Origin of the sequence: Streptomyces cadmiisoli (assembly GCF_003261055.1) — a bacterium.
Classification (GTDB): domain Bacteria; phylum Actinomycetota; class Actinomycetes; order Streptomycetales; family Streptomycetaceae; genus Streptomyces; species Streptomyces cadmiisoli.
In genome coordinates, this window is record NZ_CP030073.1 from 2361252 (window position 1) to 2374056 (window position 12805).

9 protein-coding genes and 1 pseudogene are annotated in these 12805 nt (G+C 73.6%); 3 read left to right on the top strand and 7 right to left on the bottom strand.

What is annotated here, in order from left to right:
* Positions 1–41: 41 nt before the first annotated feature.
* Entirely contained in the window at positions 42–1841 is a 1800-nt protein-coding gene (ggt, locus tag DN051_RS09835; RefSeq protein ID WP_053761134.1) for a gamma-glutamyltransferase, read from the bottom strand.
* 150 nt (positions 1842–1991) lie between these two features.
* On the opposite strand from ggt, the gene DN051_RS09840 reads away from it, so the two are divergent.
* Both DN051_RS09840 and DN051_RS09845 read left to right on the top strand, forming a co-directional pair.
* On the top strand, positions 1992–2747 hold the full coding sequence (locus DN051_RS09840) for a hypothetical protein (RefSeq protein WP_199314912.1): 756 nt from the start codon (positions 1992–1994) through the stop codon (positions 2745–2747).
* Positions 2748–2862: 115 nt separating this feature from the next.
* On the top strand, positions 2863–4431 hold the full coding sequence (locus DN051_RS09845; RefSeq protein ID WP_112438526.1) for an alpha/beta fold hydrolase: 1569 nt from the start codon (positions 2863–2865) through the stop codon (positions 4429–4431).
* Between the two features lie 333 nt (positions 4432–4764).
* Here DN051_RS09845 and DN051_RS09850 read toward each other — a convergent pair.
* Positions 4765–5010, bottom strand: a pseudogene (locus DN051_RS09850) (ATP-binding cassette domain-containing protein); the annotation flags it as partial.
* A gap of 146 nt (positions 5011–5156) precedes the next feature.
* Complete coding sequence (locus DN051_RS09855; RefSeq protein ID WP_053761131.1) at positions 5157–5564, bottom strand: DUF6278 family protein; 408 nt, start codon at positions 5562–5564, stop codon at positions 5157–5159.
* Positions 5565–5716: 152 nt separating this feature from the next.
* Here DN051_RS09855 and DN051_RS09860 point away from each other — a divergent pair, with 152 nt between their 5' ends.
* Positions 5717–7507: an SGNH/GDSL hydrolase family protein gene (locus DN051_RS09860; RefSeq protein ID WP_112438528.1), complete on the top strand. Its 1791-nt coding sequence runs from the start codon at positions 5717–5719 to the stop codon at positions 7505–7507.
* Between the two features lie 3 nt (positions 7508–7510).
* On the opposite strand, the gene DN051_RS09865 is transcribed toward DN051_RS09860, so the two are convergent.
* The 4 genes from DN051_RS09865 to DN051_RS09880 form a co-directional block, all read right to left on the bottom strand.
* Positions 7511–8290: an exodeoxyribonuclease III gene (locus DN051_RS09865; protein WP_112438529.1), complete on the bottom strand. Its 780-nt coding sequence runs from the start codon at positions 8288–8290 to the stop codon at positions 7511–7513.
* Positions 8291–8394: 104 nt separating this feature from the next.
* Positions 8395–9030, bottom strand: a complete 636-nt coding sequence (locus tag DN051_RS09870; RefSeq protein WP_053761128.1) for an MBL fold metallo-hydrolase — start codon at positions 9028–9030, stop codon at positions 8395–8397.
* 70 nt (positions 9031–9100) lie between these two features.
* Positions 9101–10396 carry a bifunctional 3-oxoadipate enol-lactonase/4-carboxymuconolactone decarboxylase PcaDC gene (pcaDC, locus tag DN051_RS09875; RefSeq protein ID WP_112442186.1) on the bottom strand — a complete coding sequence of 432 codons (1296 nt, stop codon included), beginning with the start codon at positions 10394–10396 and terminating at the stop codon, positions 9101–9103.
* A gap of 418 nt (positions 10397–10814) precedes the next feature.
* Complete coding sequence (locus DN051_RS09880; protein ID WP_425471745.1) at positions 10815–12491, bottom strand: SWIM zinc finger family protein; 1677 nt, start codon at positions 12489–12491, stop codon at positions 10815–10817.
* Positions 12492–12805 lie beyond the last annotated feature (314 nt).

Here is a 12805-nt window from a genome sequence, read left to right on the forward strand (position 1 = left end):
GGGCCCCGGGGACGGGTGTGCCCCGTCGCCGGTCCCGGCGCTCATCGCGCCGGCCGCACCACCATCGCCGAACCGCCGCCGCGCCGTACCTTCTCCGCGGCCGCCAGCCACTTCCCGTCCGGCAGCCGCTGCACGGCCGTGGCGGCGCCGATCTCCGGGTTGAGCCGGAAGGAGTGCCCGAGGGCCTCCAGCTGCTTCCTCAGCGGGCTGTCGTACAGGCCGGGTTCGAGTTCGGTCTGGGCGGCGTTGCGCTGACTGGCGCGCGGCGCGGCGATCGCGTCGACGAGCGGCAGCCCCCGGTCGAGGAACCCGGTCAGCGTCTGGAGCACCGTGGTGATGATGGTCGCGCCACCGGGAGTGCCGAGCGCGACGACCGGCCTGGCCCGCTGGTCCAGCACGATCGTCGGCGCCATGGACGACCTCGGCCGCTTGCCGGGGCCGGGCAGGTTCGGATCGTGCACGGCCGGGTTGGCGGCGGCGAAGGAGAAGTCGGTCAGCTCGTTGTTGAGGATGAAGCCGCGGTCGGGGACGGTGATGCCGCTGCCGCCGGTCTGCTCGATGGTGAGGGTGTAGGCGACGACGTTGCCCCACTTGTCGGCCACCGTCAGATGCGTGGTGCTCTCGCCCTCGTAGGTCGTCGGCGCGGCCTTCCCGCCGGTGGCGCAGCGCGCCGGGTGGCGCGGGTCGCCGGGCGCGAGCGGGCTGGTGAGGACGGCGTCGTCCTTGATCAGGCAGGCGCGGGAGTCGGCGTACCGCTGCGAGAGCAGTTCCTTCGTCGGTACGTCCTCGAAGGCGGGGTCGCCGACCCAGCGCCCCCGGTCGGCGAACGCGATCCGGCTCGCCTCGATGTAGCGGTGCAGGTACTGGACGTCGCTCGCCTTGGACAGGTCGCGGCCTTCGAGGATGTTCAGGGCCTCGCCGACCGTCGTACCGCCGGAGGAGGAGGGCGCGATGGAGTAGACGCCGAGGCCGCGGTAGGTGGTCCTGGTGGGTGCCTGGAGCTTGGCGCGGTACACCGCGAGGTCCTTGTCCGACAGCTCTCCCGGGCGGGCGTTCCAGCCCGAGTCCGGGTCCACCGGGGGCTTGTTGACGGTGTCGACGATGTCGTCGCCGATGTCACCGCGGTAGATCGCGCCGACGCCCTCGCGGCCCAGTTGCCGGTAGGTGCGGGCGAGATCGGGGTTCTTGAAGGTGGAGCCGACGACGGGCAGTTCGCCGCCGGGCAGGAACAGCTCGGCGGTGTCCGGGAAGTAGCGGAACCGGGTCTCGTTGGCGGCGGTCTGCGCGCGGAAGGTGGAGTCGACGGTGAAGCCGTCCCGGGCGAGGCGCTCGGCCGGGTCGAGCAGGGTGGCGAGCCGCTTGCTGCCCCACTTGTCGAGCGCCGTCCGCCAGGTGGCGGGGGTGCCCGGCGTGCCGACGGCCAGTCCGCTGCTGACGGCGTCGGCGAAGGCGAGCGGCTTGCCGTTCTCCTGGAACAGCTCCGAGTCGGCGCTCAGCGGGGCGGTCTCGCGGCCGTCGACGGTGTGCACCGTCCGGGACCTGGCGTCGTAGTAGACGAAGTAGCCGCCTCCGCCGATGCCGGCCGAGTAGGGCTCGGTGACGCCCAGGGCGGCGGCGGTGGCGACGGCCGCGTCGACGGCGTTGCCGCCCTTCTTCAGCACCTCGATACCGGCCGCGGAGGCGTCCGCGTCGACACTCGCGACCGCGCCGCCGTGACCGACGGCCACCGGGACCTTCTCCGCGGGTGCGGTCGCCGGGGCCGGTGGCGCGGCCGCGCCCACCGAGACCACCGCGGCCGACACCGCGAGGACCGTCAGATTCCGCACGACAGGGCGACGCATCCGCACCTCCAGTCAGGGACCGTCCGCGCAGCCTATTCCATTGCCATGCCCCCGTCATGAGTACCGCGTCCGGCCCGGCGCAAACCCCTCACCCGGCCCGGCGCAAACCCTTCGAACACGGTTTCCCCGCGCCCGCTACCATGCGCGCCCATGAATGACGACCTGCGCAACATCGTCCTCGGCGTGACAGCGGCCGGCCTCAGCGCGATGATCGGCTGGCTCGCCCGCACCTACTTCTGGAAGCGCAGGCTGCGCCGGAAGCAGGCGTTCTTCGGGCTGCCCGACAACTCCGAGTCGCTGCTGGTGGTGAACCGCGACGCGGGCGGCCCGGAGCTGACCGTGACGCGCCACGACGTCTTCGCCCTGCTGGAACTCTCCGCACTGATCAAGGACTGCAACGCGAACGCCCAGGTCGTACCGCACGACGCGACCCAGCAGGGCTTCGGCGAGCGCACCGAGTTCTGTGTCGGCGGACCGGCCTCCAACCGCCGGATGGCCGCGCATCTGCACAGTCTGATGCCCGGGGTGCGGATCAACGTCGACGCGGAACCGGGGCCGGACCGCGGCGCGTTCCAGATCGGCAGCGAGCGCTACCGGCTGGAGGCGGGCAGAAGCGAGTACGTACTGCTCGCGCGGCTGACCGCGGGCCGCAAGGACGGCGCGCGGCCGGTGTTCCTGTTCTGCGGCCAGCGCGCGATCACCAACCAGGCGGCGACCCGCTACCTGGCCCGCAACCACGAACGGCTGGCCAGGAAGCACGGCAACAGCACCTTCGCCCTGCTGCTGAAGGTGGTCAACTCGCAGGCCTACGGCCCGGACGTCGTCGAAGTGGTCGCGGACGTGACACGTGCCGCCCTGGCCCCGATACCGGCGGCGGCGCCCGACGCCGCGCAGAGCGCCTCCTAGCTTCTGCGCGTTTCAATGATTGTTACTTTCACGTAACTTACCGACGGGTTACCCGGCTTGGAACGGCGAGGCTACCGTCGGGTCACTTTGCACCGGCACAAGTGAGGAGTGACCCGTGGGACTGCCTCGCACGCTACTGCGCACGGCCGCCGTGGGCTCCCTCTCGGCGGCCCTGGTCACCGGCGGCGCACTCGGACCGGCCCCCGCCGCCCGGGCGGCCACCGGCAGCGTCGACTTCGTCGACATCACCGGCGACGGCGGTACGGTCCTCAAGGCGAACGTCGTCACGCCGCGGGGCGCCGGCGCCGGTGACCGCTTCCCGCTGCTGGTGCTGCCCACCAGCTGGGGCCTGCCCCAGATCCAGTACCTGGCCCAGGCCCGGCGACTGGCCGACGCCGGATACGTCGTGGTCAGCTACAACGTGCGCGGCTTCTGGCAGTCCGGCGGCCAAATCGAGGTCGGCGGCCCGCGCGACGTCGCCGACGCGTCCCGCGTCATCGACTGGGCCCTCGCCAACACCCCGGCCGACGCCCGGCACATCGGCATGGCGGGCGTCTCCTACGGAGCCGGCATCAGCCTGCTCGCCGCCGCCCACGACGAACGGGTCGGGGCGGTCGCCGCGCTCAGCGGCTGGGCCGACCTGATCGAGTCGATCTACTCCGGCCGCACCCAGCACTCCCAGGCGGTCGCCCTGCTGAACGGCACCGGCACCCTCACCGGCCGTCCCGGTCCGGAACTCCAGCAGATCCTCGCGGACTTCTTCGCCTCCCGCCTGGAGCGGGAGGAGGAGATGATCGCTTGGGGGAAGAAACGTTCACCCGCGACCTATGTCGACCGGATCAACGCCAACGGCACGGCGGTGATGCTCGCCAACGCGTGGGGCGACACCGTCTTCCCGCCCGACCAGTACACGGACTTCTACGAAAAGCTGACCGTCCCCAAGCGGCTCGCGCTGCGCCCCGGCGACCACGGCACCGCCGAGCTGACGGGAATGTTCGGGCTGCCCAACGACGTGTGGACGGACACCGGACGCTGGTTCGACCATCACCTCAAGGGCGTGGACAACGGCGTCGACCGGGAGGCACCGGTCCGCCTCATGCCCCGCTCCGGGGGCCGCTACGAGGGCTGTCCGGACTGGAAGTCGGTCGCCGCGGCCGACCGGAAGTTCGACCTGAGCGGCACGACCACGATCCGCACGAACGTCAACTCCGGCGCGGACGGCGGGATCGTCCTCCTGTCGAGCGTCCTCGACCAGATCGCCCGCACACCAGCGGTGGCGTCGATCCCCCTGCTCCCGCGCCGCTGGGCCGCCGTGTGGCAGTCGGAGAAGTACGGCAACCCCCAGCGCGTCCGCGGTGCAGCGCGGCTGCACACCACGGTCACGGCGACCGAGGAGAGCGGAACCCTCGTCGCGTACCTGTACGACGTGGGCCCGCTCGGCCTCGGCAAGCTGGTCAGCAACGCGCCGTACACCTTCCACGGGCGCACACCCGGAAAGCCGTTCGGCGTCGACCTGGAGCTCTTCTCCACGGCCTACGACGTCCCCGCAGGGCACCGTCTCGCCCTGGTCGTCGACACGGTCGACCCGCTCTACATCGAGCACAACCCGTCCGGCGCGCGGCTGACCTTCTCCTCACCGGCGAACGACCCGTCGTACGTGTCGGTTCCGCTGCGCGAGCAGTGATCGGCGGCCGGCGCCGGGCGGGCCTGGCTCGGGGTACCGCCGCCCCTGCGGTCGGGCCACGCGGACCCCACCCGGGCAACGGTCTCCCCGCGGCGGCCGCGATCCTCGCGACCCCGGTCACCACAGGGATGAACAGCACATCTTAGTCCAGGTCCGGCGGGCTGCCCCGACCCGGCGGGGCCCGGACCCGGCCGCCCGCCCGACCCGGCTCCCGCCCGGAGCGAACGGGCCGGTACCGGACGGGAGTTGGGCGGGACGGTGGCGGACGCGCCGCCGGGTCGGCCGCGCGGCGGTCCGCGCTGAGGCGGCGCCGGCCGATGGCCCCGCTCAGTGGGCGCGCAGCCGTGCGAGCGTCCCGCCCTCCTCGGTCAGCGGCCGGCCGCCGAGCGGGACCGTGCCGGACCGGACGGGCGCCGGTCGGTTGATCACCCTGCGCGGCGTGGACTTCCCCGACCCCGACGGGCCGACGGCCACGACCACCTCTCCCCTGCCGACGGTGCGGCCCGTGTCCCGCGGGACACGCGGTTCACCGTAGTACTTGTTGACGTCACGCAGTTCGATCAGCGGATCTACGGCCATGCTCAGCCCTACTCACTTCCAGCCGTGTCACGGTGGCCGCAAACTATCCAGACCCGAAAGAGAGTTAACGCACGACACGCACTTTTCGATCATTGACCGTACCCCCTCGAACGTCGGGCCAGGGCTTCACGGACCGGCGCCGCGCGTCAGGCCTCCGCGACCTCGGCGTACAGCTGGGACAGCTCGGGCACGCCGTTGGCGGCCCACTCGTGGCCGGCCGCCACGACATCGAACTCGCGGCCCGACTCCAGCCGCACCACCGGCTGGCCGTCGGGCCAGATCCGCCACTGCGCGCCCGGCACGGTGCGCACGATCACGGTGCCCAAATACAGGCCCGCGTCGTTGCCCAGCCAGGGCAGGGTCTCCTCGTCGTCCCGCCACCGCGGCAGCAGCTGGTCGAGCCCTTCCAACGAGGCGGCCGTGTCGTCGAGTTGGATGCCCGCCCGGCCCGCCTGGGACCGGAGCAGCTCGCACTCGGCCAGGAGTTCGTCGATGCCCGTGGCGTCGGGGACCCCGGGCCTTGGACGGCGGCGGCCCAGGAAAGGGATGTTCATACCTCCAGCCTGTCATTCGCACCCGCGTGCGCACCACAGGCGCGCGGGCACCGGTGATCGGTCGTCCGGGCGGTTTCACGCCAAGTTCGCGCATGGTTCGTTGACCGGCCCGCCGCCCGGTCCCTAGCTTCACGTCCGTCGTTGATCTCGTCATGGATCACAGGGAGCGGGAGAGCCGGTTGGTACGCCGAGGTGTCCGGGGGCTGGCGGCCGTCCTCGTCCTCTGCGCGTCCGCGCTGCCCACGGCCTCGGCGCGGGGGACCATCGAAGAGACCTCCGTGCCGCTGCCGCTGCCGCTCCTCTTCGACAACGCGGCGGTCAGCGACGACTCCGCTCCCTCCGGGGCCGACTTCGACGGCTCCGGAGCCTCGCTGTCGGCTCGGGACCTGGCCGCCGCGGGCTGGACGCCGGGCCGTGCGCTGACGGTGCAGGGCGCCCGGCTGACCTGGCCCGACCGGCTGCCCGGCGAGCCGGACAACGTCCTGGCCGACGGCCAGAGCGTTTGGCTGAACGGCACCGGCGACGCGCTGGCCTTCCTGGTCGCGGGCACCTCCGGGGACGAGGTCACCGGGTCCGGCACGGTCACGTACGCCGACGGCGGCCGCTCCCCCTACGTCCTCACCGCGCCGGACTGGCGCCGCGGCCCGCTCGCCACGAAGGCGGTGGCCCTGCCCCACGTCAACACGGTCGAGGGCCGCCGCGACGAGAAGGCGCGACTGTACGTCGTGACGGTGCCGGTGGCGCCGGGCCGTCCGGTCGCCTCGGTGCGGCTGCCCCGGGCGGCGGGGCTGCATGTCTTCGCCCTGTCCGTGCGGGGGGCCGCCGACGGCTGGACGGGCAGCTGGGCGGCGGCGACGTCCGGGTATCAGACGGTGGGACCGTGGACCGACCGCACGCTGCGGCTGGTGGTGCACACCTCGGCGGGCGGGCCGCAGGTGCGGCTGCGCTTCGACAACACCTTCGCGGCGGCCCCGGTACGGATCGGCAGCGCCACGGTGGCCGTACGGTCGACGGGCGCGGCAGCCCGCGGCGCACCGGTGCCGCTGACCTTCCGGGGTGGGACCGGCATCGAGATCCCGGCCGGGGCGCAGGCGTACAGCGACCCGCTCGCCTTCGAGGTGCCCGCCGGCGCCGATCTGCTGGTCAGCTTCCATCTGCCGGGGACGGTCACGGCGGCGCCCACGCACCGGCTCGCGCAGCAGCGGTCGTATCTGAGCGGACCGGGCGACCACACGGCGGACGGCTCGGCGACCGCCTACCCCACGGTCCTGACGAACTGGCCGCTGCTGACCGGGGTGGACGTCGGCGGCGGGCCGGGGTCGGTCGTCGTACTGGGCGACTCGATCACCGACGGCGACCGGTCCACGGTGGACGCCAACCGGCGCTGGCCCGATGTGCTGGCCACCCGCCTGCCGGCCCAGCGTGCCGTCCCCCACTACGGCGTGCTCAACCAGGGCATCGCCGGCAACCGGGTGCTCTCCGACCGCTATCCCGGGGACGGGGTCTCCCGGGAGACGGCCGGGGTGAGCGCGCTGCACCGGCTCGACCGGGACGTCCTTTCCCAGACCTCGGCGCGCACGGCGATCGTCCTGGAGGGGGTGAACGACCTGCTGTCGGGCTCCGACGCGGCGCGGGTGACCGCCGGTCTGCGCGAGATCGCGGACCGCGCGCACGCCCGGGGCCTGCGGGTACTGGCGGCCACCGTCCTGCCGTGCGGCGGGGTGCCCGGCTGCACGCCCGCCGTGGAGGCCGAGCGGGCCGCCGTGAACGCCTGGATCCGGGAGACCGGCGTGTTCGACGGGGTGCTGGACTTCGACGCGGTCGCACGGGACCCGTCGCAGCCGACGCGGCTGGCTCCGGCCTACGACAGCGGCGACCACCTGCACCCCGGGGACGCGGGGCTGACGGCCCTCGCCGAGTCGGTGGACCTGGGACTGCTGTGACGCCTAGACGTCCAGGTCGACGACGACCGGCGCGTGGTCCGAGGCGCCCTTGCCCTTGCGCTCCTCGCGGTCCACGTACGCGTCCTTGACCGCCTTCGCGAACGGCTCGTTGCCGTAGACCAGGTCGATCCGCATGCCGCGGTTCTTGGGGAAACCGAGCTGACGGTAGTCCCAGTACGTGAACGGCTGGTCGTACTTCAGGGGGCGCGGGACCACATCGGACAGGCCCGCTCCGCGCAGCGACGCCAGCGCGGCGCGCTCGGCGGGAGTGACATGCGTCAGGCCCTCGAAGGCGGCCACGTCGTAGACGTCGTCGTCCGTCGGCGCCACGTTGTAGTCGCCCATCACCGCGAAGGGGCGGCTGCCGCCCGCGTCACCGGCGACGGCCGCCTTCAGCGCCTCGAACCACTGGAGCTTGTACGCGTAGTGCGGGTGGCCCACCTCACGTCCGTTGGGCACGTACACCGACCAGACGCGGACCGGGCCGCAGGTCGCGGAGACGGCGCGGGGCTCGACCGAACCGTCGTAGCCCGGGTCGCCCGGCAGGCCCTTGACGACGTCCTCGATGCCCACCCGGGAGAGCACCGCCACACCGTTCCACCGGCCGGTGGCGTGCACCGCCGCCTCGTACCCCAGGTCGCGCAGCTGGTCGAACGGGAACTGCTCCTCGGCGACCTTGGCCTCCTGGAGGCAGAGCACGTCGGTGCCGCTGCTCTCCAGCCAGGCCAGCAGCCTCGGCAGGCGGGCGGTGATCGAGTTGACGTTCCAGGTCGCGATGCGCATGTCTCACAACGTACCGGGTGGGTCCGACAATCGGGTGCGGCGGCCGGAGCAGCCCGGCCCGCACCCCCCGAAGCGGCGGCGTCCCGCCCGTTCGGCCCGCCGCCTCAGACCTCCGCCGAGGCGCCGGGCGCGAGCCGGAGGTGCTCCGCGCCGCCGAGGCGGCCCACCTGGTTGTCGTAGATCGGGCGGGCCAGGTCGGTCAGAAGGGCGTCGTGGACGTCGTACGTGCGCTGGGGCCGGACCTCGCGGACGTAGTCGATCACCTCGGAGATCTTGTTCCACGGGGCCATGACCGGCAGCATCAGCGTCTCCACCGGCTGGTCGGGGACCGTGAGGGCGTCACCGGGATGGAAGACCCGGCCGCCGTCGACGAGGAAGCCGACGTTCGTGATGCGCGGGATGTCCGGGTGGATCACGGCGTGCAGCTCGCCGTGCACCTGGACGTCGAAACCCGCGGCGGTGAACGTGTCGCCGTGGCCGACGGTGTGCACACGGCCCGGGAACACCGCCGCGATCCGGTCCGCGACGGACTTGAGCGTCCAGATCTCGGTGCCCGGACCGGCCTCCATGGCGGTCCGCAGCCGTGCCTCGTCGAAGTGGTCGGCGTGCTCGTGCGTGATGAGGATCGCGTCCGCCCCCGCCGCGGCGTCCGCCTCGCTGAACCCCCCGGGGTCGAGGACGAGCGTCCGCCCGTCCTTCTCCAGACGGACGCAGGCGTGCGACATCTTCGTGAGCTTCATGAGTCCATCCTGCCCCCGTCCCCCGCACGGGGCCCGGCCGGGGACGGGGCCCGGCCGGGGACTCGCGGGCTCACTCGTGCGGCGTGGTCTCCTCCCGGATGATCTGCTGGGCCACCTTGAACGCGCTGTTGGCCGCCGGTACGCCGCAGTAGACCGCCGCCTGCATGAGCACCTCCTTGATCTCGGCCGGGGTGAGCCCGTTGCGCAGGGCGGCACGCGTGTGGAAGGCGAGTTCGTCCAGGTGACCGCCGGCGACCAGGGCGGTGAGGGTGACACAGCTGCGGGTACGGCGGTCCAGGCCCGGCCGGTCCCAGATCTCACCCCACGCGTAGCGGGTGATGAACTCCTGGAAGTCCCCGGAGAACTCGTCGGCCTGCGCGAACGCCCGGTCGACGTGGGCGTCGCCGAGCACCTCGCGACGCACCTTGATCCCGGCGTCGTACGGGTCGGGACGTCCCCCGCCGTGCGGTTCCACGACGGCCGGGGCGATCTCGGCGATGGGCGCGGCCTGCGGGGGCACGGCGGTCAGCACCGGCTTGACGGGGGCGGCCGCGATGGCCATCTGGCCGGTCGCGTCGAAAGCGGGCTGCCACGCGGTGGAGAAGTGCGTGACCAGCAGGTCCGTGACCGCGGCGGGCTGTTCGACGGGGACCAGGTGCGAGGCGCCGGGCACGACGGCGAGACGGGCGTCCGGAACGCCGGCGACCAGGGTGCGGGCCTCGGCGGGGCCGGTGACCTGGTCGTCCGAGCCGACCAGGACGAGTGTGGGCACTCCGACGCGGCCCAGTTCCGGCCGTACGTCGAACGTGGCCAGCGCCTCGCAGGCGGCTATGTAGCACCCGGGGTCGGTCGTGCGCACCATCTGCACCGCCCACTCCGTGATCGCCGGCTGGGCGGCGGCGAACCCGGCGGTGAACCAGCGGTCGGGCGCGGCGCGCGCGATCGGGTCGAGCCCGTTCGACCGGACGATCACGCCGCGCTGCCGGAACTCGTCGGCCGTGCCGAAACGGGGCGAGGCGGCGATCACGGCGAGGGAGGCGATGCGCCCGGGGTGGCGCAGTGCCAGTTCGACGCCGATCGCGGCCCCGAGGGCGCAGCCCGCGTAACCGAACCGCTGCACGCCGAGACCGTCGAGGGTGGCCAGCAGCCGTGCGGTGAGATCGGCGACGGAGCCCGCCGGGTAGGCGGGGGCCCCGCCGTGGCCGGGCAGGTCGAACCGGAAGACCCGCCACTGCTTGATCAGCTCCGGTATCTGCCGGTCCCACATGTGCCATGTCGTCCCGAGGGACGGGCCGAGGATGAGGACCGGGGCGTCTTCCGGGCCGTCGAAGCGGTACTGGAGGGCGGGGGGCGTCATCTCACTCACCCGCACCACGCTAACCGCCACAGCCCGACGCCCGGCCCCGGGCCCCCTGCGCTCCACACCCGGCTCCCGAAGACCTCCGGGCGACCCTCACACCGCCTTCACGGTCGGGTCGACGAAATTCGGTCGGGGTGGGGGGAGATGCGATCGGGGTGGGGTGCGGAGCGGTCGGGGGTGGCGGCGAAGTGGTCGGCGTGGGGGGTGAGGCGATCACGGCTGGGGGCTTTCTGTGGGGCATCGGGGTCGGAGGTCGGGGTGGGGATCGGTGGGTGGGGATCGGTGGGTGGGGTTCGGTGGGTGGGGTTCGGTGGGTGGGGCGTTGAGCGGTGTGGAGGGGTGGGCGGGCGTCGAATCGGGGTCCGTTCAGGTGGTGGTGTGGTGCGGGGCCGTCCGGTACTGGCGGATGTGGGCCACGGGGCGGTCACAGGTCGTCGGTGGCGCCGAGGCCCGTGAGGGCGCCGACCGGATCCGGGTCCGGGGTGCCACGCGGCCACCAGTCGTCGCGTCCGGGTTCGGATTCGTAGGCGTACCAGAGGCCGTCGCGGCCCAGCCGGAGCTGGACGTGGCCGTGCGGATGGGTGAGGCGGTTGCGCCACGGGCGGAACGCCGGGAGGTCGGCGGCGAGCAGGAGCGGGCGGGCCCGGTCGAAGCGGCCGGCCGGCGGGTCCCAGGGCTCCTCCAGGACGGTGAGGCCGTCCAGTCCGCCCTGCCGCCACGCCGCGACCGCCCTCGCCAGTTCCCCCGGGGTGCGGCCGGCGGCGGAGGCCAAGGAGGAGTACAGCGAGCGGCTGCCGGCGGTCAGGCCCGAACCCGGCCGGGCCGCGGCCAGCCGCACCGCGTCCTGCCACAGCGTCAGCTCCGCCACCGGGTCGTGGCCGGTGACCAGCACGGCTTGGGCGCGGGCGGCGGCGTCGGTGGCCAACTGGTCCAGGGCGAACGGGTCCGGGCCGCCCGGCACCGCCGGGTACGCCGGGGGCTGCTCGGGGTGCGGTGGGGCGGGCAACGGGGCGGGCAGCGGCGGAAGTTCACGGCGGGCCAGGACGTCGGTGGCCCGGACGCCGGGGAGCGGGGCCGGGGCCCGTTCCTGGGCGGCACGGGCCGCGCGGGCGGCACTGCGGCGGGCGAGGGCGTCCAGCAACGAGCGCTCGCCCCGGCCGCGCAGCAGGAACAGGACGAAGGGGTCCGCGTCGAGCAGGCGTGCGGTCTGGTAGCAGAGGGCGGCCGCGTGCTTGCAGGGGTGGCCGCGGTCCGGGCAGCTGCAACGGGGGTCGAGGTCACCCGGGCCCGGCAGCAGCGGCACCTCGCCCTCGGCCAGCGACTCGGGCACGTCCTTGTCCAGGAGCGCGGCGATGTGGGCGGGCCGGTCGGCGGCGGCGTCCAGGAACCGCTCCCAGTCGGCGTCGTCGAGGGTGCGCAGCCGTACCTGTACGCGGTACGGGCGGGGACGGCTGCCGCGCACGTAGGCGAGGACGAGGCCGGGCGTGACCGTGATGGCGTCCACATGACCGAGGTCGGCGTATCCGCGCCCGCGCGCCAGCCGTTCGACGTCCAGTGCGCCCTTCTCCAGGGCGGAGATCCAGGCGTTGCCCCACCAGGTCGCGGCGAACGGCGCGTCGTCCGAGGAGCGGGGCGGAAAGGCGGGGAACGTACGACGCAGTTCACCGTCGCGACGCGGAGAAGCCATGCTGCGGGGGACACGGGGAACTGCGGCGCCGGTGCCGGTGCCTTTGTCGGCGCTGATGCCGATGCCTGCATCGGCGCCCGTTTCCGTGCCGGTGCCTGCGTCGGTGTCGGCTGGGTCGGCGTGCTCCCGGTCGGCGGGTCCGAACGAAGCCGGTCCTTCCGCCCTCGACGAGCGGGGGGCGTCGTCATCGGGGAATTCTCCCGACGGAGTGCCGGGCGCCTCGCCGAACGGACCGATGACGGGCGCTCCACCGACCTGCTCGGTCCCCTCGCGCGCTGTCCCGTCGGCCACGGCGGACCAGGACGAGACGGCGGGCGCGGGCGGTGCCTCCCCGGGCACATCCGCCGTGACGGGCAGCCGGAAGGCGTCCGCGAGCAACTCGCCGACCTCACGCGGCCGTCGGTCCCTCCGCACGCCGGCGCGGAAGCCGGACGCTGCGAAAGCCGGACGGGCCGGCCGCCGCAGAGGCTCGACTCCTGGTGTCCCTACGGCATCCCGGGCCCGACGTGCTCGGCCCGCGCGCTCCTGCTCCTCCCCGGCACGCGATGCACCGGCCCCTTCCTCGGCGCGAGCCGAACGCTCACGCAGGGCCGCGCGCAGCGCGTCACGAGCGACGTCGGCGGGACGCGCCTCAGCCCCGTCCGGGGACGCACCGCCCGGGCCCGCAGAAGCCGTGGACGCGCCCTTCGCAGAGGCAGCAGCCTCAGACGCGTCGCCGGAGAAGCCGG